Origin of the sequence: Nocardia asteroides (assembly GCA_019930625.1) — a bacterium.
In the GTDB taxonomy this organism is placed as follows: Bacteria; Actinomycetota; Actinomycetes; order Mycobacteriales; family Mycobacteriaceae; genus Nocardia; species Nocardia sputi.
In genome coordinates this window covers 6,340,778-6,366,513 of the sequence record CP082844.1, presented here as the reverse complement: position 1 = coordinate 6,366,513, position 25,736 = coordinate 6,340,778, and the positions used below count along the sequence as shown (strand labels likewise).

27 protein-coding genes are annotated in these 25,736 nt (G+C 68.9%); 9 read left to right on the top strand and 18 right to left on the bottom strand.

The window, feature by feature from the left end:
• Window positions 1–8: 8 nt before the first annotated feature.
• Genes cysC through K8O92_28790 form a run of 3 tightly spaced genes read right to left on the bottom strand, consistent with a single transcriptional unit; the run spans window position 9 to window position 3,696 of the window.
• Window positions 9–1,844, bottom strand: coding sequence for an adenylyl-sulfate kinase (gene cysC, locus K8O92_28800; GenBank protein UAK31709.1), 1,836 nt, complete (start codon window positions 1,842–1,844; stop codon window positions 9–11).
• Window positions 1,844–2,776 (bottom strand): sulfate adenylyltransferase subunit CysD, encoded by a 933-nt coding sequence (cysD, locus tag K8O92_28795; GenBank protein ID UAK31708.1) that lies wholly within the window; start codon window positions 2,774–2,776, stop codon window positions 1,844–1,846. The genes cysC and cysD overlap by 1 nt, the downstream gene beginning before the upstream one ends.
• A gap of 32 nt (window positions 2,777–2,808) precedes the next feature.
• Window positions 2,809–3,696 (bottom strand): helix-turn-helix domain-containing protein, encoded by an 888-nt coding sequence (locus tag K8O92_28790; protein UAK31707.1) that lies wholly within the window; start codon window positions 3,694–3,696, stop codon window positions 2,809–2,811.
• 84 nt (window positions 3,697–3,780) lie between these two features.
• Here K8O92_28790 and K8O92_28785 point away from each other — a divergent pair, with 84 nt between their 5' ends.
• From K8O92_28785 to K8O92_28775, 3 genes are read left to right on the top strand one after another with little or no spacing between them, the layout of a single operon-like run.
• Complete coding sequence (locus K8O92_28785) at window positions 3,781–4,944, top strand: hypothetical protein (GenBank protein ID UAK31706.1); 1,164 nt, start codon at window positions 3,781–3,783, stop codon at window positions 4,942–4,944.
• Window positions 4,944–5,720, top strand: a complete 777-nt coding sequence (locus K8O92_28780; GenBank protein ID UAK31705.1) for an SDR family oxidoreductase — start codon at window positions 4,944–4,946, stop codon at window positions 5,718–5,720. The genes K8O92_28785 and K8O92_28780 overlap by 1 nt, the downstream gene beginning before the upstream one ends.
• 3 nt (window positions 5,721–5,723) lie before the next feature.
• Complete coding sequence (locus K8O92_28775) at window positions 5,724–6,893, top strand: sulfotransferase (GenBank protein ID UAK31704.1); 1,170 nt, start codon at window positions 5,724–5,726, stop codon at window positions 6,891–6,893.
• Window positions 6,894–7,329: 436 nt separating this feature from the next.
• Here the strand turns inward: K8O92_28775 and K8O92_28770 are convergent, their stop codons facing one another.
• Window positions 7,330–8,004 (bottom strand): PaaI family thioesterase, encoded by a 675-nt coding sequence (locus K8O92_28770; protein ID UAK31703.1) that lies wholly within the window; start codon window positions 8,002–8,004, stop codon window positions 7,330–7,332.
• 200 nt (window positions 8,005–8,204) lie between these two features.
• Here K8O92_28770 and K8O92_28765 point away from each other — a divergent pair, with 200 nt between their 5' ends.
• Window positions 8,205–8,855 carry an HAD family phosphatase gene (locus K8O92_28765; GenBank protein ID UAK31702.1) on the top strand — a complete coding sequence of 217 codons (651 nt, stop codon included), beginning with the start codon at window positions 8,205–8,207 and terminating at the stop codon, window positions 8,853–8,855.
• A gap of 25 nt (window positions 8,856–8,880) precedes the next feature.
• On the opposite strand, the gene K8O92_28760 is transcribed toward K8O92_28765, so the two are convergent.
• Complete coding sequence (locus tag K8O92_28760) at window positions 8,881–9,474, bottom strand: TetR/AcrR family transcriptional regulator (protein UAK31701.1); 594 nt, start codon at window positions 9,472–9,474, stop codon at window positions 8,881–8,883.
• A 21-nt stretch (window positions 9,475–9,495) separates the two neighbouring features.
• On the opposite strand from K8O92_28760, the gene K8O92_28755 reads away from it, so the two are divergent.
• Window positions 9,496–9,864: a hypothetical protein gene (locus K8O92_28755; GenBank protein UAK31700.1), complete on the top strand. Its 369-nt coding sequence runs from the start codon at window positions 9,496–9,498 to the stop codon at window positions 9,862–9,864.
• Window positions 9,861–10,382 (top strand): hypothetical protein, encoded by a 522-nt coding sequence (locus K8O92_28750; GenBank protein UAK31699.1) that lies wholly within the window; start codon window positions 9,861–9,863, stop codon window positions 10,380–10,382. The genes K8O92_28755 and K8O92_28750 overlap by 4 nt, the downstream gene beginning before the upstream one ends.
• Before the next feature lie 139 nt (window positions 10,383–10,521).
• On the opposite strand, the gene K8O92_28745 is transcribed toward K8O92_28750, so the two are convergent.
• The 5 genes from K8O92_28745 to K8O92_28725 all read right to left on the bottom strand — a co-directional run bounded on the left by K8O92_28745 (window position 10,522) and on the right by K8O92_28725 (window position 14,316).
• On the bottom strand, window positions 10,522–11,001 hold the full coding sequence (locus K8O92_28745) for a hypothetical protein (protein ID UAK31698.1): 480 nt from the start codon (window positions 10,999–11,001) through the stop codon (window positions 10,522–10,524).
• Between the two features lie 115 nt (window positions 11,002–11,116).
• Complete coding sequence (locus K8O92_28740; protein ID UAK31697.1) at window positions 11,117–12,397, bottom strand: RNA polymerase sigma factor; 1,281 nt, start codon at window positions 12,395–12,397, stop codon at window positions 11,117–11,119.
• Window positions 12,398–12,410: 13 nt separating this feature from the next.
• The gene (locus tag K8O92_28735; GenBank protein ID UAK31696.1) at window positions 12,411–12,761 is read right to left on the bottom strand and encodes a YciI family protein; all 351 of its coding nucleotides are present in this window, start codon (window positions 12,759–12,761) and stop codon (window positions 12,411–12,413) included.
• A 47-nt stretch (window positions 12,762–12,808) separates the two neighbouring features.
• On the bottom strand, window positions 12,809–13,648 hold the full coding sequence (locus tag K8O92_28730) for an ATP-binding cassette domain-containing protein (protein ID UAK31695.1): 840 nt from the start codon (window positions 13,646–13,648) through the stop codon (window positions 12,809–12,811).
• Window positions 13,645–14,316, bottom strand: a complete 672-nt coding sequence (locus K8O92_28725; protein UAK31694.1) for an FCD domain-containing protein — start codon at window positions 14,314–14,316, stop codon at window positions 13,645–13,647. The genes K8O92_28730 and K8O92_28725 overlap by 4 nt, the downstream gene beginning before the upstream one ends.
• Window positions 14,317–14,576: 260 nt before the next feature.
• On the opposite strand from K8O92_28725, the gene K8O92_28720 reads away from it, so the two are divergent.
• A complete protein-coding gene (locus tag K8O92_28720) occupies window positions 14,577–16,256 on the top strand; it encodes a 2-isopropylmalate synthase (GenBank protein ID UAK36000.1) in 1,680 nt (559 codons plus the stop codon).
• A gap of 146 nt (window positions 16,257–16,402) precedes the next feature.
• Here the strand turns inward: K8O92_28720 and K8O92_28715 are convergent, their stop codons facing one another.
• Together K8O92_28715 and K8O92_28710 are read right to left on the bottom strand one after the other, a co-directional pair.
• A complete protein-coding gene (locus tag K8O92_28715; GenBank protein ID UAK31693.1) occupies window positions 16,403–16,924 on the bottom strand; it encodes a DinB family protein in 522 nt (173 codons plus the stop codon).
• 50 nt (window positions 16,925–16,974) lie between these two features.
• Window positions 16,975–17,355: a nuclear transport factor 2 family protein gene (locus K8O92_28710; GenBank protein UAK31692.1), complete on the bottom strand. Its 381-nt coding sequence runs from the start codon at window positions 17,353–17,355 to the stop codon at window positions 16,975–16,977.
• An 87-nt stretch (window positions 17,356–17,442) separates the two neighbouring features.
• Between K8O92_28710 and K8O92_28705 the strand changes: the two genes are divergently transcribed.
• Window positions 17,443–18,228 carry a helix-turn-helix transcriptional regulator gene (locus K8O92_28705; GenBank protein ID UAK31691.1) on the top strand — a complete coding sequence of 262 codons (786 nt, stop codon included), beginning with the start codon at window positions 17,443–17,445 and terminating at the stop codon, window positions 18,226–18,228.
• Between the two features lie 12 nt (window positions 18,229–18,240).
• On the opposite strand, the gene K8O92_28700 is transcribed toward K8O92_28705, so the two are convergent.
• Entirely contained in the window at window positions 18,241–18,870 is a 630-nt protein-coding gene (locus K8O92_28700) for a maleylpyruvate isomerase family mycothiol-dependent enzyme (protein UAK31690.1), read from the bottom strand.
• Window positions 18,871–19,024: 154 nt separating this feature from the next.
• Window positions 19,025–20,431 (bottom strand): xylulokinase, encoded by a 1,407-nt coding sequence (xylB, locus tag K8O92_28695; protein UAK31689.1) that lies wholly within the window; start codon window positions 20,429–20,431, stop codon window positions 19,025–19,027.
• Window positions 20,432–20,763: 332 nt separating this feature from the next.
• On the opposite strand from xylB, the gene K8O92_28690 reads away from it, so the two are divergent.
• Window positions 20,764–21,258, top strand: a complete 495-nt coding sequence (locus K8O92_28690; protein UAK31688.1) for a hypothetical protein — start codon at window positions 20,764–20,766, stop codon at window positions 21,256–21,258.
• Here K8O92_28690 and K8O92_28685 read toward each other — a convergent pair.
• The 4 genes from K8O92_28685 to K8O92_28670 are packed head-to-tail and all read right to left on the bottom strand — an operon-like array spanning window position 21,249 to window position 25,652.
• A complete protein-coding gene (locus K8O92_28685) occupies window positions 21,249–22,259 on the bottom strand; it encodes a DUF2961 domain-containing protein (GenBank protein ID UAK31687.1) in 1,011 nt (336 codons plus the stop codon). The genes K8O92_28690 and K8O92_28685 overlap by 10 nt on opposite strands.
• Window positions 22,256–22,699 (bottom strand): thioredoxin family protein, encoded by a 444-nt coding sequence (locus K8O92_28680; protein UAK31686.1) that lies wholly within the window; start codon window positions 22,697–22,699, stop codon window positions 22,256–22,258. The genes K8O92_28685 and K8O92_28680 overlap by 4 nt, the downstream gene beginning before the upstream one ends.
• A 56-nt stretch (window positions 22,700–22,755) precedes the next feature.
• Window positions 22,756–24,243 carry an FGGY-family carbohydrate kinase gene (locus K8O92_28675; GenBank protein UAK31685.1) on the bottom strand — a complete coding sequence of 496 codons (1,488 nt, stop codon included), beginning with the start codon at window positions 24,241–24,243 and terminating at the stop codon, window positions 22,756–22,758.
• Entirely contained in the window at window positions 24,240–25,652 is a 1,413-nt protein-coding gene (locus tag K8O92_28670) for an L-fucose/L-arabinose isomerase family protein (GenBank protein ID UAK31684.1), read from the bottom strand. The genes K8O92_28675 and K8O92_28670 overlap by 4 nt, the downstream gene beginning before the upstream one ends.
• Between the last annotated feature and the right edge of the window lie 84 nt (window positions 25,653–25,736).

Genomic DNA, 25,736 nt, shown 5'->3' with positions numbered 1-25,736 from the left:
ACACGTTGTCAGTCCAATCGCGTCAACCTCGCGATGATCGTGGCGGCCATCGATGCCGGGTCCCCATGGTCGGGGCGGAGAACGATATCGGCTTCGGTGGGTGCTTCGTACGGGTCATCGATGCCGGTGAAGCCGCGGATCTCGCCCGCGCGGGCCTTGGCGTACATTCCCTTGGGGTCGCGGGCTTCGCAGACCGCCAGCGGGGTGTCGACGAACACCTCCAGGAACGGGATTCCCGCTGCCTCGTGCGCGGCGCGCACCCGGTCGCGGTCGGCGCGGTAGGGGCTGATCAGGGACACCACCGCGACCACACCGGCTTCGGCGAACAGTTTCGCCACTTCGCCGACGCGCCGGACGTTCTCTTCCCGGTCCGCCGCGCTGAACCCGAGATCCGAATTCAGCCCGTGCCGCAGGTTGTCGCCGTCGAGGAGGAACGCCGGACGCCCCGCGGCGACCAATCGGCGCTCCAGTTCCACCGCGACGGTCGATTTCCCGGAGCCGGACAGGCCGGTCAACCAGACCGTCAGGCCACGGGTGGCGCGCTCGTCGCGCTCGACGGCGGTGGAATGCCAGACCACGCGGGAGGAGGGCAGGCTCGGGCCGGTGATCATGCCCGCGGCGACGGTGTTGTTGGTGGTGTCGTCGACGAGGATGAAGCTGCCGGTGGCGCGGTTGCGCCGGTACGGGTCGAACAGCAGAGGCTGGCGAGTGCGCAACTGGACACGGCCGATCTCGTTGAGCGTCAACGACTCCGCGCGCTCGTCGCGATGCAGCGTGTTGACGTCCAGCCGGTAGTCCAGGGAGCGGACCTCGGCTGTGACGGCACGGGTGGTGTGCCGGATGGTGTAGGTCGCGCCCGGGGTGAGCTGGGCGTCCTCGGCGAACCAGCACACCATCGCGTCGATATCGCGGTCGGTGTTCGGGCGGTTGTTCGGGCGGCAGATCAGATCGCCGCGGGAGATGTCCAGCTCGTCGGCGAGCTGGATGGTGACCGCCTGCGGCGGGAAGGCTTCCGCGACCGGTGCGCCGCCCGGTCCCCAGATCGCCTCCACGGTGGTGGTGAAACCCGAAGGCAGCACGGCCACTTCGTCGCCCGGCTTGAAGACGCCGCCCGACACGGTGCCCGCGTAGCCACGGAAGTCCTGCGCGTGCCTGCGGGTGACGTACTGCACCGGGAAGCGCGCGTCGATCAGGTTGCGGTCGGAGGCGATGTGCACCTCTTCGAGATGGTGCAGCAGGGGAGTGCCCTCATACCACGGCATGCTCGCGCCGCGATGCACGATGTTGTCGCCGTGCAGCGCCGACACCGGCACGAAGGTCAGATCGGAGACGTCGAGTTTGGAGGCCCACCGCGCGAACTCCTCGCGGATCTCCTCGAATCGCTCCTGCGACCAGTCCACCAGGTCCATCTTGTTCACGCACAGCACCAGGTGCGGGATGCCGAGCAGGCCGGCCAGGAACGCGTGCCGACGGGTCTGCTCCACCACGCCTTTGCGGGCGTCCACCAGGATCAGCGCCAGGTCGGCGGTGGAGGCGCCGGTCACCATGTTGCGGGTGTACTGGACGTGGCCGGGGGTGTCGGCGATGATGAATTTTCTTCTGGGCGTGGCGAAGTAGCGGTGTGCCACGTCGATGGTGATGCCCTGTTCGCGTTCGGCGCGCAGGCCGTCGGTGAGCAGGGCGAGGTTCGGATAGTCGTCGCCGCGGTCGCGGCTGGTGCGCTCCACCGCGGCGAGCTGGTCGGTGAAGAGGGTCTTGGAGTCGAACAGCAGCCGGCCGATCAGGGTCGATTTGCCGTCGTCGACGCTGCCCGCGGTGGCGAGGCGCAACAGTGTGGTCGTCATCAGAAGTAGCCTTCGCGTTTGCGGTCTTCCATGCCTGCCTCGGAGATGCGGTCGTCGGCGCGGGTGGCGCCGCGCTCGGTGACCCGTGCCGCGGCGACCTCGGCGACCACCTCCGCGGGGGTGGCCGCGGTGGATTCGACGCAGCCGGTGCAGGTCGCGTCGCCGACGGTGCGGAAGCGCACGGTGGCCTCGTAGGGCTGCTCGCCGTCGAGCAGTTCGAGGAAACGGGTGTGCGCCAGCAGCATTCCGTCGCGCTGCACCACCGGCCTGCGGTGGGCGTAGTACAGCGGGGGCAGCTCGATATCCTCGGCGGCGATGTAGCTCCAGATGTCGAGTTCGGTCCAGTTCGACAGCGGGAACACCCGGATGTGCTCGCCCGCGCGGTGCCTGCCGTTGTAGAGGTTCCACAGTTCGGGGCGCTGCCTGCGCGGATCCCACTGGCCGTACTCGTCGCGGAAGCTGAACACCCGCTCCTTGGCGCGGGCCTTCTCCTCGTCGCGGCGCGCGCCGCCGAAGACCGCGTCGAACGATCCTTCCTGGATCGAGCGCAGCAGCGTCGTGGTCTGTAGCCGGTTGCGAGAGGCGCGCGGCCCGGTCTCCTCGACCACCCGTCCCGCGTCGATGTCGTCCTGCACTCGTCCTACGACCAGACGCAGCCCCAAGCGGGCCACCGTCGCGTCACGGTAGGCGATCACCTCGTCGAAGTTGTGCCCGGTGTCGATGTGCAGCACCGGGAACGGCAGCGGCGCGGGCCAGAAGGCCTTGGCCGCCAGATGCAGCATCACCACCGAGTCCTTGCCGCCGGAGAACAGCAACACCGGGCGTTCGAATGTCGCTGCCACTTCACGGAATATGTGCGCCGACTCGGCCTCGAGCGCGTCCAGATGGGGCAGCTCGTAGGTGCTCGCCGTCGACTTCGCGTACTGGCTCACACCGCAAAACTAGAACACGTTTCGGTCTTTGGTCAATGGCTTGTGCCCGGCTTGTGCCCGCCGGAGTTCGCCGTCACCGCGTCGGCGGCGGCCACCAGCGCGGCGCCTCGCCTGGCGATCTCGGCCCCGGTGACCGACCGGCCGACGTACATCGTGAGCACCATGTTCTGCCTGCCGTCGCCGTCGTAGGTCGGGGCCGCCAGCAGGCTCACCGCGTGCTCCTTGCGGGGGCGCAGATCCGCGCCCAGATACACCCGCTCGCCGAGGCTCGTCACCAGCTCGCCGACCAGTTCGCGCAGCTCGGGCGGCAGATCGCGGTCGGCGACCCCGGCCAGCAGCGAGTACAGCCGCCGTCCGGCCGTGGTCATGCTCTCCACGAGGAACCCGCGCTCGCGGCACTCGGCGACGACCTGGCGCAGGCGCGCCTCGTCCTGTCGCAACGGCACCGCCGACGGCTTGGCCAGCCAGGCGTCGAAGGCCGCGTCGATGTCCCAGAGCACGTACATCAGGCCGACCGGTGGCGCGAAATGGTAGGCCGCGCCCACCTTCACCAAGCCGGGACCGGTGCTCTCCAGCACCATGATCTGCTCGCCGACCACCGCCGACGCCGTGCAGGTCGTGTGGTACCGCGCGGAGAGTTTCTCCAGCTCGACGCGCGCGAGCGCGGAGATGGCGAAGCTGTCCTGCGCCGCCCGTCCGGCCGCGATCAGCGCCGGTCCGAGCCCGTAGGTGCGGGTATCGGCGTCGCGCGTCAGGTAGCCGCCCGCGGTGAGTTCGGTCAGGATGCCCAGGCAGGTCGGTTTGGCCAAGTCGAGTTCGCGGGCGAGCTCGGAGAGCCCGAAGCGTTTCCCGCGCTGCTCGACGAAGAAATCGAGGACCTGAACCACCCGCGCGGTGGGTGCGGACCGACGGCCGACCATTGACCACTCCTAGAACACGTTCTAATCTTGCCTTGATCGAAATGTACCAGAGCGGTACATATATGGAACACCGGAGAGAGCCTCTTGCTGACACAGCCGTTCGCGGACGCCATCGCCGCCGCCGAGCAGATCATCACCGGAGCCGCGCACATCCGCACCGAACAGGACCTCGTCGAGGGCTACGACTACCTGGCGGGCAGCATCCGCGCGTCGTTGCAGATGGCCTGGGCGTACGAGCTGGACTTCCCGTTCTTCGTGATGTCCACCGGGCCCTACACCAAGATGGGATTGGACAACCCCGATACCCTCTATTTCCACGCCTATCTGCGGCCAGACGCGGAATACGTGGTGACCGGAACCCGCGGCACCACCCGCGACCTGAGCTTCCAGGTGCTCAATGGCAACTACTCGCCGGTGGACGTGCCCGACAGCCTCACCGCCTTCGACGACCGCGAGCTCGACATCCGCCCTGACGGCAGCTACGAGCTCCGCTTCGGACCGGGCGAAGCGGGCCCGGGATACGTTCATCTCGGCGCCGACGCGGCGATGCTGGTGGTGCGCGAGGTCCACAGCGATTGGGCCACCGAGAAGGCGGGCACGATCCGCATCCAGCGGGTCGACCGCATCGGTGACGCGCCGCCGCCGCTGACCAAGGACGTGCTGACCAAGCGGTACGGCGTCGCGGGCAAGATGCTGGTGTCGCGGCTGAAGACCTTCCTCGCCTTCCCGGAGTGGTTCTACCTGAACCTGCCGGTGAACACGCTGACCGAGCCGAGGCCGACGCCGGGCGGGCTCAGCACACAGTTCTCCTCGGTGGGTCACTACGACCTGGACGACGACCAGGCCATGATCATCACGGTGCCGAAGTCCGACGCGCCCTACCAGGGCTTCCAGCTCGGCAGCATGTGGTACCTGTCGCTGGACTACATCAACCACCAGACCAGCCTCACCGCCGACCAGGCGCACGTGGACCCGGACGGGATGATCCGGCTGGTGGTCAGCGAGCGCGATCCCGGTCTGGCCAACTGGATCGAGCGCACCGGGCACGCCAGGGGTTATCTGCAATTCCGCTGGCAGCGGCTGTCGAGGGAGATGAAACCGGACGACGGGCCCACCGTGGAGCTGGTCTCGGTCGCCGATCTGCCGAATCGCCTGCCCTTCTACGAGCAGGCCCGGGTCACGCCGGAGCAGTGGCGTACGCGGATCGCGGCGCGGCAAGTCGCCGTCGCGGAAAGGATGCTCGGCTGATGCTGTTGCGGGACAAAGTGGTCGTCGTCTCCGGCGTAGGGCCGGGATTGGGGCGCGCGATCGCCGTGCAGAGCGCGAAAGCGGGCGCGGACGTGGTGCTGGCCTCCCGGACCGAGTCGCGGCTGACCGAGGTGGCCGCGGAGATCACCGCACTGGGCAGGCGCGCGGTGGTCGCGCCCACCGACATCAACGACGAGGCCGCCGCGGCCGATCTGGTGGAGACCGCGCGCAGCGCGTTCGGCAAGGTGGACACGCTGGTGAACAACGCGTTCGCCATCCCGCCCATCGTCGATCTCGCCGATGTCGACTTGGACCAGGTGCGGGCGGGCTTCGAGACGAACGTGCTGGCCGCATTGCGCCTGACCAGGCTGTTCGTGCCCGCCCTCACCGAGACCAAGGGTTCGGTCGTGATGATCAACTCGGCTGTGCTGCGCCACTCGCGGCGGACCTTCGGGCCGTACAAGATGGCGAAGGCCAGCCTGCTCGCGCTGGCGCAGAGCCTGGCCACCGAACTCGGGCCGAAAGGTATCCGGGTGAATTCCGTCGCGCCCGGCTATATCTGGGCCGACAACCTGAAGTGGTACTTCAACTACCTGGCGCAGCAGCGGGGGATCACCCCAGAGGAGGTCTACGACGAGACCGCGAAGACCACCGACCTGCGCAAGCTCCCCGAACCCGACGAGATCGCCGACGCTGTCGTGTTCTTCGCGTCCGACATGGCCCGCGCGATCACCGGCGCGTGCCTGGACGTCAACGCCGGCGAATACCACCACTAGGAGATGACCGTGATCGGTAGGGACGATGTCGGCACCGTCGATGACCTGCATGCTTCCGCGACCAAGGTGGTCGGGCTGGACGACTTCGGGACCGATGACTATCGCGAGGGGCTCGAGGTGCTGCTCGAGTCGTATGCGAAGGACGCCGCACTCACCCCGTTCGGCAACAAGGTCAACCGCGCCTTCCTGCGCGGCGCCCTGATCGCCCGCCTGCTCAGCGAGGCGGCCTGGCGGCAGCACCCGCAGCACGCCGACGTGGCGATCGAACGGCCGATCTTCGTGACCGGTCTGCCGCGCTCGGGCACGACGGCGGTGCACCGTCTGCTCAACGCCGACCCCGCGCACCAAGGGCTGGAGATGTGGCTGACCGAGATGCCGCAACCGCGCCCGCCGCGGGAGACGTGGGCGAGTAACCCGGTGTACCAGCGCCTGGCGGCCGCCTACGACAAGCACCACGTCGAACACCCGGAATTCATGGGCGTCCATCACATTTCGGCCGACCAGGTCGAGGAGTGCTGGCAGCTGTTGCGGCAATCGGCCATGTCGGTGTCCTACGAGTGCCTGGCCTACCTGCCCACCTACTCCGAGTGGTTGCGCGACCGGGATTGGACGCCCGCCTACCGCAGGCACCGGCGCAACCTCCAGCTGATCGGCTTGCCGGACGCGGGCAAACGGTGGGTGCTGAAGAACCCGAGCCACCTGTTCGCGCTGGACGCCATCTTCGAGGTCTATCCGGACGCGCTGGTCATCCAGATGCACCGCGATCCGCGCACCATCATCGCGTCGGTGTGCAGCTTGAACGAGCAGGCGTCGGCGGGCTGGTCGGAGAAATTCCGTGGTCCGGTGGTGGGCACGGCACAACTGGATCTGTGGGCGCGGGGCGCGGAGCGATTCCTCGCCGACCGCGAGCGCTTCGCCGCGGGGCAGTTCTGCGACGTCGACTACGACGAGTTCGTCGCCGACCCGATCGGCACCGTCGAGTCGATCTACCGGCGCTTCGAGCTACCGCTGACCGAGGAGGCGAGCGCCGCGATGACCGCGCTGCACGCGCAGAGCACCACGGGCGCGGCGCGTCCGGCGCACCGCTACACCCTCGGCGACTTCGGGCTGACCGCCGAGCAGGTGGACGCGCGGTTCGCCGCGTACCGGGAAGCGCATTTCCCCGGGCCGTGATCACTCGGCGCCCGCCGGTCGTCCGGCACGACCGGCGCGCGCTGAACGTGCTTGCGGCGCATGCATTTCACGCGTATTTGCAATGAATGCACACGCGGCGACTCCGGGGTCGTGCGCCTTGCCTCTACCTGCACTCTTTCGATCGATCCGGATTTCCGGCTGGGACAGGGCAATTCATGCATTGGTGCACGGTGCGCCATTCGCGACCGCACTCGTGGGGCGGGAGTCCATCGCCAACGCTCGGGGGAAGACCTGGGCCGCAATTACTCTCGGCGATGGTCCGGCCGCTGCGGGCGGGTAGTCGCGTCAGCGCGTAGGTCTGCGCGTGTCGACCGGTAACCGGGTCGCTTCACCATGCGTGAGTGACACGGACGGAACATGGGCGGCCAGGAAGCCGACGATCCCGGTCCGCGACCGCGCGTCGTGCCGTGGCGCGTCAGGGCTGTCCGGGCTCGAGCACGATGAACAAGCCGTTCGCCTCCGCGCACAGCCGGTCGCCGTTGTGCAGGGTGGCCCGCACGTAGACTTTGCGACCCTCCTGCCGCTCGGCCCACGCGCGCACCTTCAGCTCGGTGTTCAACGGGGTGATCGAGCGGTAGTCGACGGTGAGCGAGGCGGTTCTGGTGACCGAGCCGGAGTGCACCGCGGCCGCCATGCCGAGCAGGTCGTCGAAGGCGATGGCGATCTGGCCGCCGTGGGCGGCGCTGTTGCCGCCGAGGTGGAAGGTGCGGAAGGTGAGGCGCGCGTCGACGCCCTGCCGGTCGACGTGGTCGATGACGAACGGCGGCAGCGTGATGTTGCCGCGGGCGGGCAGGTCGAAGCGGGTCCAGTTGGGCGTCGACCACTCGTCCACCACGGCCGCGTCGAGCTTGTCGTTGAGCTCTTTGAGGATGCCGATGGCCTCCACCGCCAGTTCGTCGGAGGGGGAGGTCAGCCGGACCCGGTCCATCAGGCCGCGCACCTGCTCGATGAACTGTCCGTAGTGCGGCCCGCCGCGGGAGATGTCGTCCTTGGCGGCTTCGTGCGCGGCGATCAGCTCGGTCATCGGCCGGAACCCGCCCTCGTGGTGTTCCTTGCTCGGCAGCGAGTCGCCGGCCTGCGGTTCGTTCATAAGAACAAGTTATCGGTTGCCCGGGGAATGCTCGCCGGGCGGGTGCCGCGTGCGTCGCCGCACGCGCGCACCGCCTAGGCTGATGCGCGGCCGGGTATCGCGTTTTCGCGGGTGGTACCGGCACGATTCGGGCGGGTGGGCAGTGCGACTCGGCCGCGATCGACCTCTGACCGCTCCGGCTGGCGAAAGGCTCTGTGTGCATGGGTATCACCGCGGTCGTCTTCGACATGGACGGCGTACTGATCGACTCCGAGCCGGTCTGGGAACTGGTGCGGCGCGGCTATGTCGCGGAGAAGGGCGGCCGGTGGCTGCCCGACACCCAGCAGCGGCTGATGGGGATGAGCACCGGTGAGTGGTCGGCCTATCTGAGCGGCGACCTCGGCGTCGGCGAGCCGCCGGAGATCGTGGCGCGGGAAGTGATCGAGCGGATGGCCGAGCGCTATGACGACGGCGTGCCGTTGCTGGCCGGGGCCGTCGAGGCCGTACAGCGGATCAGCGAGCACTGGCCGCTCGGGCTGGCCAGTTCGTCGCCGCGCGCCCTGATCGACACCGTGCTCGGCCGGACCGGCCTGATCGAGTATTTCACCGTCACCTTCTCCACCGAGGAGGTCGACCGCGGCAAGCCCGCTCCGGACGTCTATTCGACGGTCGCGACGTTCCTGCGTCAACGGCCGACCGACTGTGTGGCAGTGGAGGATTCCAGCAACGGCCTGCGCTCGGCCCATGCGGCGGGCATGCGAGTCATCGCCGCGCCGCGCCCGGAGTATCCGCCTGCTTCCGACGCGCTGGGACTGGCCTCCCGAGTCATCTCCTCGCTCGACGAACTCACCCCCGCGCTGATCACCGGCTGATCCGCGGACCGGGCACCCGCGCAGGTCAAGGACGGTAGGAGATCAGCAGGGTCCGGACGGCGGCGGTCAGGTCGTCCTCCAGCCAGCCGGGCAGTGACGGAGTGTGGGCGTGGCGGCGCAGCGCCGCGTAGGGGAGATCGACGACCGCCCGGGAGATCGCGTCGAGCTCGCGGTCACCGTCGCGGCCGAACAGCGCGGCGGCGATGCGGCGCAGATGCTCGATCAACGGGGCGTTCATCGTGGCCAGGGTGGCGCGGAACTCGGCGTCCGGTCCGCCGTCGAGGAGATCGCTGGGACGCAGCTCGAGCAGGAGCTTGGCGTCCTCGGGTAGTTCGCGCCCGAACCGCAGGGCCGCCCGCGCCATCGCGACACCGGCCTCGACCGGGTCCGGTTCGTCCGCCACGGCGAGGGTGCCGTCCTGAAAGCGGCGCAGCGCGCGCAACCACGCCGCGGTGAGCACGCCGTTGCGGTTGCCGAACCGGTGATACAGGGTGCCGACCGGCGCGCCGCTGGCCTCGGCGATGGCCGACACGCTGGTCGCGCGCGGTCCCTCGGCCAGCGCCAGGGTGCGCGCTGCGTCGAGGATCACGTCGGTGTCGTGCTTGCGGGGTGGGGCCATGTACTAGTACGTTCCTTCTATATGGAGCGTTTGTCCTATATAGATGAGCATGCCAGATCGGTCGAGGCGAATCGTGATCGGGCGTGGAAGGCGGTGGTGAAAGTGGTGTGTAAAGACCCGCACGATCCCGCCGCGGCGCCGACCGGCTTCGTGCTGGATTCCGCCGAGGAACCGCGCCGGTTGGCGCTGCGCGGGCAACACTGGTTCTCGAAATACGCGCTGATCTTCGAACTGGACGAGGAAGGACCCAGCCGCACCCGCGTTCGCGCCCGCAGCTACGGGGACTTCCCCGGCCTGCACGGCCGGATCTACCGCGCGCTGGTCATCGGGACCGGATGCCACCGGGTGGTGGTGCGGCAGATGCTGCGCCGAATCGCGGCGGCGGCATGATCCCGGGAACGGTGTGGGGCGCCACCGAGGCCGAGCGCGAAGCACCCCTGCCGTGCGACGACCGGCAGCCCGGCGGGGTTCAGGCCGACCGGGCGATCAGCATCGACGCGCCGCCCACCCTCGTCTACGCCTGGCTGTGCCAGTTGCGCGTCGGTCCGTACAGCTACGACCTGCTGGACAACTTCGGCAGACGCAGTCCGCGCCTGCGCGACCCGATGCTCACCGAACTGGAAGTGGGCCAACGGTTCATGTCCCAGTTCGAGCTGGTCTCCTTCGTCCTGGGCAGACACATCACCCTGGTCGCGGACAAGATATGCGTCACCTACGCGGTGCGTCCCGAAGGTGGGGGAACCCGGCTCGTGGTGCGGATACGCTTCGGCGGGCCGAAACTGCTCGCGGCGGCGCTGGCCCTCGGTGACGTGCTCATGATGCGCAAGCAACTGCTGACGCTGAAGGAACTCGCCGAAGCCGAACACCGCACCGGTTCGGCGGCCTCCCCGGAGCCACCGCAACGTTGACGCGCCACGTCGGCATCGAGTCATCGCGATGCCCGGCGACACACTGGCAGCCGGCGCCCGCGTCCGGCTGTGACTCGGTGCGCAGCCGCGCCGATGTCGATTCGAGCGCGAGGGATGATCCGAGGACAGAACCTCGCGCTCAGCGGCGACGTTCCACCAGGTCGAACTTCCGCTGCTCGAAACCTTCCGGCACGGTGTCGCGCACCGAGATCAGAGCGTCCGCCCAAGCGCCGAGGAGGGTGTGGTCGCCGGAGGTGTGGCATTGCTCCGGCGCGGGTTCGGCGGTGAGCAAGGGAAGCGGGTGGATGCGGTGGCGGGCCTGGTTCTCCAGCACCGTGGCTTTGTCCATGAAGATCCGAAGGTCGTGATTGAGCAGGTAGCGGCCGACCGCGCCGTGTTCCGGGGGCACCAGCGCCGCAACGGAACTTGCTGTCCGGTAAGTGTTTTCGTTGTCCTGCCCGCGCCGTGGCGCGTCCCGTCCCGCCCAAACGACCCTGGTGGGCTGCCAGAGCAGTCGTTCGATTCCTTGAACGAGGTGGTTGCCGATCCTGGCGTGTTCCATCAGCCTGGCGCCGACGTCCACATAGCCGAGCAGGCGGTGGTCGCCGGTGCGGAGCACTGCTCGATACAGCTGCCACACGTAACCGTATTCCCTTCGGTGGTAGTCGATTTCGTTGCATGCTCACACGCGTTTGCGGTGTGGCGATTACAACGGCGTTACCACCGTGGTGCGGCTAGTCGGCCTCCGCGCACGCCGAAGCACGGTGGAGCAGAAGGGCTCGCTCCGAAGCGTTGCCGGTGAGTTCGGCCGCGCGAGCGAATTCGGTGCGTGCCTGGGCGTACCGGCCCAGCCGGGCGAGCAGATCACCGCGCACGGCGTAGCGAAGGTGATAGTTGTCCAGGGCGCCCGTAGCGGTGAGTGCGTCCACCAGCTCCAACCCCGCTGCGGGGCCGTGTATCCGGCTCACCGCCACGGCGCGGTTGAGCTCGATGACAGGAGAGGGAAAGCGTTGCGCGAGAACGGCATACAATCCAGCGATGCGCCGCCAATCGGTCTCTTCCGGCGTCGCGGCCATCGCATGCACCGCGGCGATCGCGGCTTGCAGAGCGTACCGGCCCGGCGGCCGCCTGCGCTCGCGCGCCGAACTGTTCGCCCGTCCGAGGGCGGCCAGTCCGCGCCGGATCAGCAGACGATCCCAGCGGGAGCGGTCCTGCTCGTCGAGCAGGACGATGACCTCGGTGGGGCCGGTGCGCGCGGGCAGGCGGGAAGCCTGCAGCTCCAATAGCGCTGCCAGACCGTGCGTTTCCGGCTCGGCGGGCAACAACTCGGCGAGCATGCGGGCCAGACGCAACGCGTCCTGGCACAGCTCCACCCGCATCCAGTCCTCGCCCGCCGTCGCGGCATACCCCTCGTTGAAGACGAGATAGACCACCGCCAGCACCGAGGCCAACCGTTCACCCAGCTCCGGCTCGCCCGGGACCTCGTAGGGAATCCGCTTGTCGGCGATGGTGCGTTTCGCGCGCACGATTCGTTGCGCCACCGTCGATTCCGGCACGAGGAACGCCCTGGCGATCTCTCCGGTGGTCAGCCCACCGAGCAGCCGCAGCGTCAGCGCCACCCGGGCCGGCTCGGGTAGCGCCGGATGGCAGGCGGTGAACATCATCCGCAGCAGGTCGTCCTCCACCGGGTGATGGTCCGCGCCGGATGGCGGCGGCTGCTCGGTCACGATATCGCGACCGAGCAGCTCCAGCTTGCGGGCGAGGGTCCGGTTGCGGCGCACCAGATCGATCGCCCGGTGCTTGGCGGTGAGCATGAGCCAGCCGCCCGGATTCGGCGGCACGCCCGCGCTCGGCCACTGCTCCAGTGCCGCGACCAAGGCATCCTGTGCCAGCTCTTCGGCAGCGCCCAGGTCGCCGACCATTCGAGTGAGCCCGGCGACCAACCGGGGCCACTCCATCCGGGTCACCGCCTCGACGGCGCGTCGCGCCGACTCCGCTGACCGCTGCCCGCTCATCCGCCGGACTCGATCAGGCGGGCTCGTCGATGCGCCGCAACTCGACCTCGATGTCCCATTGCGGGCCGTGCGCACCGAGGAAACGCGAGGTCCATTCCACCGCCTCCTCCTTCGACTTGACCTGCAGAAGGGAGTATCCGCCGACTACCTCCTTGGATTCGGTGAAGGGGCCGTCCAGCACGGTCTGCCTGCCACCGGACTGCCTGACCTTGGTGGCCTCGGTGATCGGGCGCAGGCCGTTGGTGTCCAGCAGCACGCCCGCCTTGGTCATCTCCTCGATCACCTTTCCAACCTGCTCGAACAGCGCCTCGTCCGGCTGCGGCGCGGTGGCGGGGTCCACGTGGATGAGCATCATGTATCGCATCTGGGCATCCTCGGTCGATGTGTCGTCAGGATCGGTCGATCCTCACATCACTGCATCGAACGAGCACCGTCCGAATCGACATGCGAGGGCCACGCGGTGGTTCTGCGCGCCGCGCGTGCGGTCCAGCGGCCCTCGTCGTAGCGGACCTCGACCGGGTGCGCGAACGCGGCGCTGACGTTCTCGGTGGTGATCGTCTCCGGCGCCGGGCCTGCCGCGACGGTGTGGCCGTCGGCGATGAGCAGCGCGTGGGTAGTCGTGCTGGGAAGTTCCTCCAAATGGTGGGTGACCAGGATGGAGGCGACGTCGGGATGGGTGCGGTCCAGTGTGTCGAGGGTGTCCAGCAGTTGCTCGCGCGCGGCCACGTCCAAACCGGTGGACGGCTCGTCGAACAGCAGCAGCCGGGGTCGCGCGATCAGCGCGCGAGCGATGAGCGTGCGGCCGCGTTCACCTTGGCTCAGCGTGGGCCAGATTTCGTCCGCCTTTCCCGTCAAACCGACGGTGTCGATGATCGCGTCGGCTCGGTCGAGCTGGCCGGCCGTCGGCGCCCAGCGCATCGGGGTGTCGATCGTCGCGGTCAGGCCGGTCAGCACCACCTCGCGAATGGTCAGCGGAGAGCGCAGCGGATGGCGGGGGTCGACCTGGCCGATGTCGCGGCGCAGCCGCTGCAATTCGACGCGGCCGAGTTCCGCCCCGAGCACGCGGACCGACCCCGAGGTCGGGAAGGTCACCGCACCGCAGAAGCCGAGCAACGTGCTCTTTCCCGCGCCGTTGGGACCCAGCAGCGCCCAGCGTTCGTCGGCGCGCACTGTCAGCGAGATCCCGTTGATGATCTTCTTGCCGTCGCGGCGGAAGGTCACGTCGGACAGTTCGAGCACCGGAGTGGTCACACGAAAGCCTCTCTCAGGGTGATCAGGTGCGCGCGGCTGTGCTCGGCCGCGGCGGCGGGGTCGCGGGCGGCGATCGCGTCGGCCAGCCGCTCGTGCGCGGCGTGGTCCGCGGACTCCGACGGCACCGGGCGGATCTTCAGCATGTCGATCATCGCCAGCCGCAGCCGGGGCAGAAAGCTGTCGAACAGCTGGGTGAGCACGTCGTTGTGAGCGGCGACGATGACGGCCCGGTGAAATGCCATATCGGCGTCGACGTGCTCGGGCGCCGACTCCCCGTGCGCCGCACGCGCGGCCAGTGCCCGGCGGATCGCCCGTAGGTCGGCGGGAGTCCGCCGCCGCGCGGCCAGTGCGGCGGCCTCGGCCTCGATGGCGATGCGCGCCTCGATCACCGAGGCGATGGTGGCGCGGCGCAGCACGGCGTCCCACTCCTCGGGCACGTCCAGTGCGGTCACGAAGACGCCCGCGCCTTGGCGGCTGTCCAGCACGCCCTTGCCCGCCAGCTCGCGGATCGCCTCGCGCAGCGTCGAGCGTCCGACCCCCAGCTGCGCGGCCAGTGTCGTCTCGCCCGGCAGGCGGTGACCAAGCGGCCATTCGCCCGCCCGGATCCGGGTGAGCAGCAACTCGGCCGCCTGGGCGGCCAGGGGATGGCGCCGTACCTGCGAGATCATCAGAACCAGTACCTCTCTACTTGTCTGAGGAGTCGTGTTACAGTCTGCCATCATGCGCACCATGCTCCTGCTTAGCCGCCACGGCGGGGCCTGAACGACCGGCCCCCCGCCGTGGGGCTTCGTCGTGGCCGGTCACTTCGTCGTGACGGCCGCAACGGCCAGGAAGCAGACCCATGACCACCGCATTCCCCAGCATCGACACACCCGTGGGCGACGTACCGGATCAGGCTCCGGCGTGGAATCGTCAGCGGCATTCCCACATGCCCTCGCATCGCTACCGTGACATCTACCAGCGCGTGGAAGTGCCGCTCACGCAGAGGCATTGGCCCGACGCCAGGATCACCCGGGCGCCCCTGTGGGTGCCGGTCGACTTGCGCGACGGCAACCAAGCCCTCGCCGAGCCGATGGACCCGGCGCGCAAGCGGCGCTTCTTCGAACTCATGATCGCCATGGGTTACAAGGAGATCGAGGTGGGCTATCCCTCGGCCTCCCAAACCGACTTCGACTTCGTCCGGCTCATCGCCGAGGACGATCTCGCACCCGAGGACGTGACGATCGTCGTCTTCACCCCGGCGCGTCGCGATCTCATCGCGCGCACCGTGGCCTCCATCCGGGGCATACCCAACCACGTCGTGATCCACATGTACACCGCCACGGCTCCCGCTTGGCGCGACATCGTGCTCGGCAAGGACCGCGCGGCGCTGCGCGAGCTGATCCTCGACGGCGGCCGTGCCGTGCTGGCCGGCGCCGGGGACCTGCCGAACGTGCGATTCGAGTTCTCACCCGAGGTGTTCAATCTGACCGAGCCCGATTACGTGCTCGACATCTGCGACCGGATGACCACGTTGTGGGACGCCACCGTGCGGCGGCCGGTCATCTTGAACCTGCCCGCCACCGTCGAGGTCGCCACCCCGAACGTCTATGCCGATCAGATCGAATACATGCACCGCAATCTGGCCCGCCGCGACAGCGTGATCCTGTCGGTGCACCCGCACAACGATCGCGGCACCGGCATCGCGTGCGCCGAGCTGGCGGTGCTCGCGGGCGCGCAACGCGTCGAGGGCTGCGTCTTCGGCAACGGTGAACGCACCGGCAACGTCGACATCGCCACGCTGGCGCTGAACCTGCATGCCCAAGGTGTGGACCCGATGATCGACTTCTCCGACATCGACGAGATCCGCCGCACCGTCGAATACTGCACGCGCATGCCGATTCACGAACGTCACCCGTACGTCGGCGACCTGGTGCACACCGCGTTCTCCGGCACGCATCAAGACGCCATCAAGAAGGGAATGGCAGAGCATCGCGCCCGCGCCGCCGCGACGGGCATCGAGGAGCGGGAACTCGACTGGCACGTGCCGTATCTGCCGATCGACCCCACCGACCTCGGCCGCGGCTACGACGGGGTGATCCGGGTCAACTCCCAATCCGGCAAGGGCGGCATCGCCTATCTGCTGCACACCGAGTACGGCATGGACCTGCCGCGGCGCTTGCAGATCGATTTCGCCGGACACGTCCAGGGGCTCGCCGACGACACGGGGGTCGAGATCACCGCCGCCGAACTGCTCGAGCTGTTCGAGGCGATCTACTGCGAGGACCAGTCGTGGCTGGACTTGAAGGAGTGGCGCACCAGCGGCGATGGTGCGGCGGCGCTCACCGAGATGACGCTGACCGTCGACGGGGTCGCCCACCATATACGCCGCCGCGGCGGCGGTCCTGTCGCGGTGCTGACCGAAGCGCTGGCCGCAGCCGGATACCCCATCGAAGTGCTCGGCCTGACCCAGCAGTCGATCGAGCGAGGCAACGACAGCGCCGCGATCACCTATCTGGAATATCGCAGCGGCGAACACACCGGATGGTCCTGCGGCCGGAGCGATTCCGTACTGGCGGCATCATTGGCCGCCGTGGTGCGTGCCGCTGGGCGCTCGGCGCGACGATGATCGTCTGACGCGACCGGTCCAGCGGCGTTCAGCGGCCGGTGGACCCGATCGGGGTGCTCGGGCGGGCCGGCACCTCGATCGGGCCGGGTCCGGTTCGCGATCGAAACCGGATCCGATGAATACGGGTGGAAGCGGCCGGTGGCCCGTCAGTCGCCGGTGAGACCGTCGATCCGCTGCCGCAACAGGTCCGCGTGACCGTTGTGCCGGGCGTATTCCTCGATCATGTGCAGGTATACCCAGCGCAAGGTGTAGACGTCGTCGCTCCAGCGATGGCGGAAGGTGTGGTCCAGCGGCAAGGCCGCGACGGCCGCGTCCGCTTCAGCGATCTCGGCCCGGAAGGCAGCGAAGGCCGCCTCCGGGTCGGCGTCGGCGATGTCGACGAAGTCGCCGTCCGGATTGTCCTCGGAGCAATATACGTATCCGAGTTCCCGGCCCGCCGCGGCACGCCGGAACCAGCCGCGCTCGACCTCGGTCAGGTGCCGGACGAGGCCGAGCAGCGACATGGTCGACGGCTCGACGGAGCGCGCGCGAAGCTGGTCGCCGTCGAGCCCGGCGCACTTCCACAGCAGTGTGTCGCGGTGCCGGTCGAGCCATGCCCGCAGCATGGTGCGCTCGTCGGCGACCAGTGGCGCTTCGGTGCGTTCGATGTCGGGCGCGATCCACCTCACGCGCTCGACCATAGCCTCGCCCGGATCCATCGAGCACACGAATTTCCGCCTCAGAACATGCCGTGCGGTATTCGATCGGGTTCGGGCACCGGTTGGACGACATCCCAATGCTCCACGATCTTCCCGTCGACGAACCGCCAGATGTCGACGACCGCTTCGGCGGGCTCATCCGGCGGGATCATGCGGTAGTGCGTGACCACGTACTCGTCGTCGGCGATCACCCGCGCCAGCTCGAGCCGGGACGCGGCCACGGGCGCCTGCGCGATGAACTCGATGAAGGCGTCCTTCCCGGAGGGGTTTCCGGGGCTGTGCTCGAGGAAGTCTTCGTGCAGCAGCGTTCGCAGCACGTCGATGTTGCCCGCCGCGAATTCCCTGAAGCATCGCAGGACCAGTTCCTTGTTGCGTGGTGCCACGTTGTTGTCGTTCGTCATGCCGCCGAGACTGGCAGCGGGCCGACAGAAGTGTCGATTACCTGCCATGTAATGGCGGTACGACCCCGCCGTCGCGATACTGGGCCGATGAACGGTGACCGACCGGTAGGCGAGCTGCTGCGCGAGTGGCGGCACCGGCGGAAGTTGAGTCAGCTCGATCTGGCCATTCAGGCGGACGTGTCCGCCCGGCACGTCAGTTTCGTCGAGACCGGCCGCACGATTCCCAGCCGATCCATGGTGCTGCACCTGGCCGAACAGCTCGACATCCCGCTGCGCGAACGCAACCGAGTGCTGCTCGCCGCCGGACACGCTCCCGAGTTCCAGCGCCGCGATTGGACCGATCCCGCGCTACGGCGCGCCCGTTCCGCCGTACAGCGAGTCCTGCATCTGCACAAACCCTTTCCAGCGCTGGCCGTGGACCAGCGCTGGAATCTCGTACAGGCCAACGACTGCGTCGGTGTCTTCTTCGACGACGTCGATCCGGATCTGCTCGAACCTCCGGTCAACATGATGCGGCTCGGTCTGCACCCACGGGGATTCGCCTCCCGGCTGCGCAATCTCGAACAGGTCCGGGCCTTCCTGCTGCCCCGCCTGGCGCGCCAGGTCACGGCGACCGGAGATGCCGAACTCGCGGCTCTGCAGGAGGAACTGTGGGGCTGCGGCGCCCCGGGGAGTGCCGACAGCGACCCCGCGGACATCATGTTGCCGATCCGGCTGCGCCACCGCGACGCCGAACTCTCGTTCTTCAGCACGATCACCACCTTCGGCGCGGCTTTCGACATTACGCTCGACGAGGTCGCGGTCGAAGCGTACTTCCCTGCCGACGACGAAACAGCCGCCTATCTGCGCGGGCTTGCCGACGCCGCCCGATAGCGCACAGTCGGGTCATCCCGGCGCGGTGAATCGCGGCGCGGTCGAGCCGCGCAGATGTCCGGCGGGCAGCTTGCGGCCGCAGAGTACGAGCAGCAGATCCTGAGCCGAACCCGACAGCACCGTGCCGGAGCCGTAGCTGAAGTCCAGGTCGTCGGCGCGCAGTTCGACACCGCCGAGTTCAGCTCCGAACAGCTTGACGGTCTTCGGATCGATCGTGTCCAGGACCAAGCGCATCCGATCATCCGGCACCCGGCGGTCCAGGCCGAGCGCGACGGTGATGTCCAGGCCGTGGATCACGTCGTGACTCAACGCGTTGGACAGTCCGCCGCCCGGTGGCCGCCAGGGATGATCGACGTTGTCCCACAGCGATTTCAGCAGATCCGACGCGCTGAGCGTGGCGGCGTCCACCCGGGCGGTGCGGTCGGCCATGCGATTGAAGTTGCCGAACGCCGCCAGCATCCCCAGCGCGAAGCGGGCACTCGACAGCCGATACGGCATGGTGATGTGCGCGACCACTTCGCGTACCCGCCAGCCCGCGCACAGCGTCGGCGCGTCCCAGCTCGCGGCATCCAGCCCGGCCAACAGTTCGGCGAGTTCCGTCCGTTCCGCCGTCACCGCCCTTCGCACCTGGGTATCGGTCATTCGTCCACCTCTCTTCGACGAGGGTGATCAAACCCCTCCGGCCGTCGAGACGCCACCCCAGCGATGGAAATCGGCGACCGGAACAGCGGTGCACGCGCGGCTTCGGGTCCCGGCACCGGCGGACCCGGCCTGGCAGGGCACGCGAAGCTCGTGGTCAGCCGTGCAGCGCCCGGCGTGCCCGCTCGTACTCGGCGCGGATCCGTCGCCCGGCAGCGGCATCGGTAGGCGCGGGAATCTCCGCGACCGTCCGCGCGGGCCAGCCCGGCGGCCGGGATGCACCGCTCAGTGCCCAGGCTGCCTGGCGAGCGGCGCCGAGCGCGACGTACTCGGCCGGTTCCGGCACCGTCACCGTGACGCCGAAGACCTGCGCGGCCACCTCCGCGACCAGCCGCGAGCGTGCCGCGCCGCCGATGAGCAGGACGCGCCGGGGCGTCACCCCGGAACCGGTGAGGTGGTCGAGCGCGTCGGCGAGATGGCACAGCAAGCCTTCGAAGGCGGCACGGGCCACGGTGCCGGGACGCATGGCGCCCGGCCGCAGACCGTGCAGACTGCCCGTCGCGTGCGGAAGGTTGGGTGTGCGTTCACCGGCGAGGTAGGGCAACAGGACCACGCCGTCGGCGCCCGGCGGTTCCGGCGCGGCCAGCGATTCCAGCGTGGGCAGATCCACGCCGAGCAGGTCGGCGGTCGAGGTCAGGACGCGCGCGGCGTTGAGCGTGCAGACCAGCGGCAGGAACGCGCCGGTGGCGTCGGCGAATCCGGCCACCGCGCCGCTCGGGTCGGCGCCGGGGCGACCGGAACGAGCGAAGACCGTCCCGCTGGTGCCCAGGGAGACCACCACGTCGCCTTCCGTGATGCCCAAACCGAGCGCGGCCCCGGCGTTGTCGCCCGTTCCCGCGGCGACGAGTACACCCGACGGCGTCCGGCCTGCGGGCTCGTCCGGGCGAAGGACGCGAGGCAGGAATGGCCTACGTCCGCGAAAGGCCATGGCCAGTAGGTCTTCGCGATAGCCGCCATCGGCGGGCGACCAGTAACCGGTGCCGGACGCGTCGCCCCGGTCGGTGGTCGGCTCGGGCATATGGCCGGCGCCACCGTCCCGGAGTCGCCAGGTCACGTAGTCGTGGGGCAGCAGGACGTGCGCGGTGCGGTCGGCGAGTTCGGGCTCGTGGTCGGCCAACCAGCGCAACTTGGCGACGGTGAAGGCCGCCACCGGCACGCTGCCCACCGCATCGGCCCACGCCCGCGCTCCGCCGAGGTCGGCGATCAATTCCTCGGCCGCGTCCGCGGAGCGCAGGTCGTTCCACAACAGCGCGTCCCGCACCGGACGACCTGCCGCGTCCAGAGCGACCAGGCCGTGCTGCTGTCCCGCGACGGCGATCGCGTCGACGTGCTCGAGCAATCCCGCGCCCGCCGTACACAGTGCGTCCCACCACGCGGCCGGTGCGACCTCCGTCCCCTCGGGGTGGGGCGCCTGACCTCGACCGAGGATTTCACCGCTGTCGGCGTCACAGACGACGACTTTGCACGACTGGGTAGAGCTGTCGATTCCCGCGACCGTCGTCATCCTGCCCACCCCCATCGAATTCCGCTCGCGCCGCCGACGCGGCATCCCCGGCGCGGGGCGATCGGCACGACCCCGGACGAATCCGGTCGAATCCCGAGGACGAATCCGCCGCGTGATCCGAGGCGGACGGCCTTGCCCGGACCCCCTGCTGCCCACCGCTGACCGAACCCGGGCGTAGCGCGGCCGCTGGAACGGTACGACGCGTCACGCGCCTGCCGCACCACGAACCTTTCGATCGTCTCGAGCACACGCATACCGACCACCTTGCACCCCGACCGCCCCGCACCGGCCCCTTTCACGTATCCGACCGCCGTATCGGGCAGACTGGCGCGATGAGCATCGACCCCACCGACGTGCGCATCCGCACGGGAGACGGGACGCCGCTGCCGGAACTGACCGAGGACGCGCTCGGCGACCTGCTCGACGAATCCGCAGGTCCGGAACACGCCATTCTGGAGCTCAGCCGGGCCGACCTGCACGACATCCGTGCCAGGTTGCTGCCCGACGGCGTCTACGAACTGGAGCACCGGGCCGGGTCGGCGACGGAAACCTTCCAGATGTACACCTCCGACCCGGTGCTCGTGCGCGACGTGCTGTGGGCTTGGCTCTCCGGTGATCCGTGGTGGCACGACTCGGTCGCGTGGTTCCCCGTCGACCCGGCGTTCGCGGAACTGCGAGCCGTGCAGGACGAACTCGCCGGACTGCTGGACGGGCTGACCGTCCTGGACGGTGTCACCGCGGACCTGGACGCGGCGCTGGCACGCGCTGACGAACTGCTGGCACCGGACTTCGCGGCATCGGACGCGGACGACCCTGATCAGGCCTGATACCACCATGCGGTGGTCGCGACGTCGGCGTCCTCCAGCGGAAGATAGGTCTCCACGTCCCGCCATCCGAGGGCCTGCACGGTGACGCGCAATTCGCGCTCGAAACAGATCGGGTCGCGCACATGCCAGCGGTACATCCCGAATCGCTGATCCGGTCGATAGATTTCTTCCGGCGGCAGCACTTGGTGCAGCCCGAGATAGGGCGTGCAATATGTCCGGTAGGTCCCGTCGAGATCGAAATTCCAGGCGCCGCCGAAATAGTCCTCGGTGCCTGTCCCGCAAATAGTGGGATGATCGGTGTCTCCGTCGAGGAAGAACTTGACTTCACCTTCGCCCCACCATCCCGGCGCACCCGGGCGAATGGCTAGATAGGTGCCGACGTAGCGGCCCGGTCCCGGTGTCGTGTCGAGAATCGTGTGTACGGCCGGATTGCCCACTCCGGTGGTGTGCGTCCACCGAGTGTGCAGATACCCGGCGCCGTCCGGCACGTCCTCTTCGGAATAGGTCGCTTGGTAGTACACCGGAACCTCACGGCCGCAGCCGTTCTCGAGCGTGATGCGCGCTCGATGCCGGAACGGCATGGGCCAGTAGCTGTTGAGTCCTCCGGCGGGCGCCACGACCACCATCTCCGAACTCAGCAAGGCCAGCTCGCCCCAGCCGTTGCAGAAGAAGTCACCGAGTGGCAGCTCGATCGCGGGCCGCGCCGCGTCGTCCCAGGACATCCGCAACGTCAGCCCGCGCAAGACGGAACGTTCGGTGGTCAACCAGAAATGCCGGAACACGCCGGGCCCGGAAACATCGGCCAACGTGGCGTTTTCCCCATCGGCGAGCGCGATGGACGGGGAAACCTTCCACCCCGCCCCCAGCAGCCTGGCCGCGCGCGCTCCGGTGCCGTCGGTCGCTCGGGCGCCCGCGCCGGGCGCTCCGGTCGGATTCTCGGCGCTGACCGACCGCGTGCGCGTGCCGTCCAGCCGCCACAGGTCACCGCCCGGCGCGGTCACAGTCCCGGCCAGCCGTATCGGGGTGCGGTCGGCGCGAGTCCGGCTCTGCGGGAGGCGCCGGACCCGCCGGTCGTGGCGAGCTGCCGGGCTTCGGCCTGCTCCCGCCGGACCTGGTCCATGTCGAGCCAGAGGATCTGCTGCACGAGGTCCTCCAGCGCGTCCGCCGCCAACGCCCCCGCCTCGCAGTAGACCAGCACACCCTCCCGGAACGCCATCAGCGTCGGATACTGGGTGACCTGGGCACGCGCGCTCAATGCGACCTCTGCTTCGGTGTCGACCTTGCCGTGCACGATCTCCGGATGCCGATCCGCCGACGCCTCGTACACGGGAGCGAATCGCTGGCACGGCCCACACCAGCCCGCCCACCAATCCACGAGCACTATGGCGTGGGACGCGACGACGGACTCGAAATCGTGCTGGGTCAAGGTGATCGTGGGCATGGAATCCTCGTATCGTTCTGCGAAGCAACTCTGCATCGTCGCATGGATATCCGCGATCATGAAGGCGCACCGGCACGATGCTGTTCGGCCGCCAGGAAATGCGCGATATTCGTCGTGTGGTCGTACAGATCGCGGTAATGACGGTAATACTCTTCGTATTTCGCGGTGCGCGCGGGATGAGGCCGCACCGTGTCTACGACGGGATTCCACGCGGAGGTATCGACGCCGGCGGCTTCGGCCGCGAGCAGCGCGTCGCCGAGACTCGCGCCGACGGTGTCGGCGGGCAACTGCTGTGGCAGGCCGGTGACATCGGAGACGATCCGGGTCCATAGGCCGCCTTTGGTGCCACCGCCCACCGCGACCAGACGCCCGGCCCGCCCACCGGCTTCGGTCATGGCCTCGAGATTGTGCCGCACCCCGTAGGCGATGCCTTCCAGGACCGCGCGGTAGAGCTCGGCTTTTCCGTGCCCGAGGGTCAGTCCCGCGACGATGCCGCGGGCGTCCGGGTCGAACAGGGGAGTGCGCTCCCCGGCGAAATAGGGCAGCGCGAGCAGCCCTCTGCTGCCGGGCGGCACGTCCGCGGCCGCGGCGACCAGGTCGGCGAACTCGCCGCCGACGAGCTTGCGCAGCCAGTCGGTGACCGCGCCGGAGGTGGCCATGCCCGCGGCGAGCGTGTACGTGTCCGGCCAGGTGCCGCAGGTGCCCCACAGGCCGGGATGCGGGCGGGGGTCGGTGAGCACCTGCACCAGGAACATCGTGGTGCCGTACATGATCATCGCGTCGCCCGGCGCGCGGACGCCGACGCTGGCCGCCTCGGCCCACGCATCGATGGTGCCGGTGGTGACCGGCAGGCCCGCCGGAAGACCCGTGGCGGCCGCCGCGTCCGCGGTCACCCGGCCCACGATCTGCGTGGGCCAGGCCAGTTCGGGCAGCGACCATCCCGGCACGATCCGCTCGGCCCAATCCGTCGCCCACGCGCGGGCACGCAAGTCGTACAGGGGTACGCACTGACTGGCCGATTGGTGGTCGAGAACGTACCGGCCGGTGAGCCGGTACACCAGGAAAGAACTCGCCATCAGCAGCATTTCGGTGCGTGCGGCGACCTCCGGTTCGTGCCGGACCAGCCACCGGGCCTTCGGACCGACGGCCTGGCTGGTCAGCGGCGATCCGGCGCGGTCGAGCACGGCCCGCGCGCCGAATTCGTCGTTCAGTTCCGTGATCTCGGCGCTCGCCCTGGTGTCGACGCCGTAGAGGATGGCCGGACGCAGCGGCGTGCCCTGCGCATCGGCGGGCAGGAGGCACGGGCCGATGCCGGATACCGCCAGACCGTCGAGCGGGGCGCCGCCCGCCGCGTCGACGAGGTCGCGGGCGAGCGCCACGAAATCGCCCCACCACACCGCTTCCGCGTCGTGCTCGACCCAGCCCGGGTGCGGCATGGAAACGTCGTGCGCTCGTTCGGCTCTGGCGACGATCGTGCCGCGGGCATCGGTGAGGACGCCTTTGGAGCTCGAGGTTCCGATGTCGATGCCGAGGAACATCGTCACCGCGTGAACTCGTCCAGCGTGACGTCGAGCAGTTCGCACGTCGCGCGGATCGATGCCCGGTGATCACCGGGCACCGCGTGGATGTGGTTGGCGCCGAAGCGGTTCAAGAAGTCCTCGGCGCGCGCGTCCAGCCGGGCGAACGCGTGCGGCCACTCCCAGGTCGATTGCTTCATCAGCGCCTCGTTGGTCCGCTGGTCGTAGTTCTCGAACTCGCCGAGCATCAGTTGCATGCGGTAGCGGCCGTCGAGGCGGGTCAGCCGCGCGAGCGTCATCCGGCCCGGCGCGGCCAAGTGGTGCACCGAGGCGCCGCCCGCGGGGAAGAAGAACACCTCCGGGTACAGGTGCACCTTCGCCAGATTCTCCGCGGGATCGGCGCTGCGCGCGGCGAACCAGGTGGCGTGCTGGCCGGAATTGCAGAGATCCCAGATGTCGCGGTCGGCGTGATAGTGGCGGACGTCGGCGAACAGCACCGGGGTGCCGGCGATCCGCTTGAGCAGCTGCATGGTCAGCGCGCCGTCCATGTCCGCCTCGGTGGCGCAGACGTGCGGCTCTTTGGGGCCGTTCCAGTCGTAGGGATCGTTGAGGAACGCCTCGGTGACGTCCATGGTGGCGAAGTACTGGGTGAGTTCGGGCTGTCCCTTGATCCCCGAGAAATCCAAGCGCCATTCAGCGATCAGCTCGCGCACCGCCAGATAGGAGCGGATCTGGCGTTCCAGCAGCTCGGGGGTGAGTTTGGCGCCGTCGTAGTGCACGCCCGCGGTGTGCCGCTCCAGCCACTCGCGCGCGGCCCTGGCCTCGCCCGCGTCGGCGAGTTCGGCGCGCCGCACGATCTCCCACTGGTCGATCTCCTCGACGTCGATGCCGAATTGCCGCTGCCACTGATCGGTGTTGGCGACCGCGGTGTTCATCCCCATCGGCCGCCCGCCGAAGCGCCCGAATGTCGTACCCCGCAGGCCGGAGACGGCCGCGGCGGCACGCGCGCGCACACCGATGGCATCGATGAGTTCGGGATCGGACGGATCGCCCCACAGCCTGCTGTGCTTGCGTCCGATCTGGTCCAGTGCGCCGCCTGCGGCGAGCATGCCCACCATGCCGGGTTGCACCGGGTCGACGTTCGACAGCAACAGCAGCGGCCCGGGGATCGCGCCCGCCGCGAGCATGGTGAAGTGCGGGAACGCCCAGACCGCATAGTGCAGAACGGTGAGATCCACGCCCGCGCCCGCGACCGTGCGCGCCACCGAACTCGCCAGCGCGTTGTCGCTGACCGGGGCAGCGCCGCGAACGACGTCGTGTCCCGCCGCGGCGAGCGCGCCCACCAGCCGATCCTCGGTGGAGGCGATGAAGTCGGCGATGCCCGCATGCACGTAATCGCGGCCATCGGAAATACTGATAACGCCGATACGGGCCATGCCGGTCCCTCCCGTAGGTGGGTGATCGGAGAGTTCGACTCGATCAACAGATACCAGTCACGACCGAGCCCGTTGGCGTTTCGC

What these genes read in the sequence shown, in the direction of transcription:
- K8O92_28735 (UAK31696.1), bottom strand. Translation starts at nt 12,761, where the DNA reads ATGCGATACATGATGCTCATCCACGTGGACCCCGCCACCGCGCCGCAG.
- K8O92_28670 (UAK31684.1), bottom strand. Translation starts at nt 25,652, where the DNA reads ATGGCCCGTATCGGCGTTATCAGTATTTCCGATGGCCGCGATTACGTG.
- K8O92_28740 (UAK31697.1), bottom strand. Translation starts at nt 12,397, where the DNA reads ATGAGCGGGCAGCGGTCAGCGGAGTCGGCGCGACGCGCCGTCGAGGCG.
- K8O92_28705 (UAK31691.1), top strand. Translation starts at nt 17,443, where the DNA reads ATGAACGGTGACCGACCGGTAGGCGAGCTGCTGCGCGAGTGGCGGCAC.
- K8O92_28770 (UAK31703.1), bottom strand. Translation starts at nt 8,004, where the DNA reads ATGAACGAACCGCAGGCCGGCGACTCGCTGCCGAGCAAGGAACACCAC.
- K8O92_28680 (UAK31686.1), bottom strand. Translation starts at nt 22,699, where the DNA reads ATGCCCACGATCACCTTGACCCAGCACGATTTCGAGTCCGTCGTCGCG.
- cysC (UAK31709.1), bottom strand. Translation starts at nt 1,844, where the DNA reads ATGACGACCACACTGTTGCGCCTCGCCACCGCGGGCAGCGTCGACGAC.
- K8O92_28690 (UAK31688.1), top strand. Translation starts at nt 20,764, where the DNA reads ATGAGCATCGACCCCACCGACGTGCGCATCCGCACGGGAGACGGGACG.
- K8O92_28710 (UAK31692.1), bottom strand. Translation starts at nt 17,355, where the DNA reads ATGACGAACGACAACAACGTGGCACCACGCAACAAGGAACTGGTCCTG.
- xylB (UAK31689.1), bottom strand. Translation starts at nt 20,431, where the DNA reads ATGACGACGGTCGCGGGAATCGACAGCTCTACCCAGTCGTGCAAAGTC.
- K8O92_28755 (UAK31700.1), top strand. Translation starts at nt 9,496, where the DNA reads ATGGAGCGTTTGTCCTATATAGATGAGCATGCCAGATCGGTCGAGGCG.
- K8O92_28750 (UAK31699.1), top strand. Translation starts at nt 9,861, where the DNA reads ATGATCCCGGGAACGGTGTGGGGCGCCACCGAGGCCGAGCGCGAAGCA.
- K8O92_28765 (UAK31702.1), top strand. Translation starts at nt 8,205, where the DNA reads ATGGGTATCACCGCGGTCGTCTTCGACATGGACGGCGTACTGATCGAC.
- K8O92_28720 (UAK36000.1), top strand. Translation starts at nt 14,577, where the DNA reads ATGCCCTCGCATCGCTACCGTGACATCTACCAGCGCGTGGAAGTGCCG.
- K8O92_28780 (UAK31705.1), top strand. Translation starts at nt 4,944, where the DNA reads ATGCTGTTGCGGGACAAAGTGGTCGTCGTCTCCGGCGTAGGGCCGGGA.
- K8O92_28700 (UAK31690.1), bottom strand. Translation starts at nt 18,870, where the DNA reads ATGACCGATACCCAGGTGCGAAGGGCGGTGACGGCGGAACGGACGGAA.
- K8O92_28790 (UAK31707.1), bottom strand. Translation starts at nt 3,696, where the DNA reads ATGGTCGGCCGTCGGTCCGCACCCACCGCGCGGGTGGTTCAGGTCCTC.
- K8O92_28725 (UAK31694.1), bottom strand. Translation starts at nt 14,316, where the DNA reads ATGATCTCGCAGGTACGGCGCCATCCCCTGGCCGCCCAGGCGGCCGAG.
- K8O92_28760 (UAK31701.1), bottom strand. Translation starts at nt 9,474, where the DNA reads ATGGCCCCACCCCGCAAGCACGACACCGACGTGATCCTCGACGCAGCG.
- K8O92_28775 (UAK31704.1), top strand. Translation starts at nt 5,724, where the DNA reads ATGACCGTGATCGGTAGGGACGATGTCGGCACCGTCGATGACCTGCAT.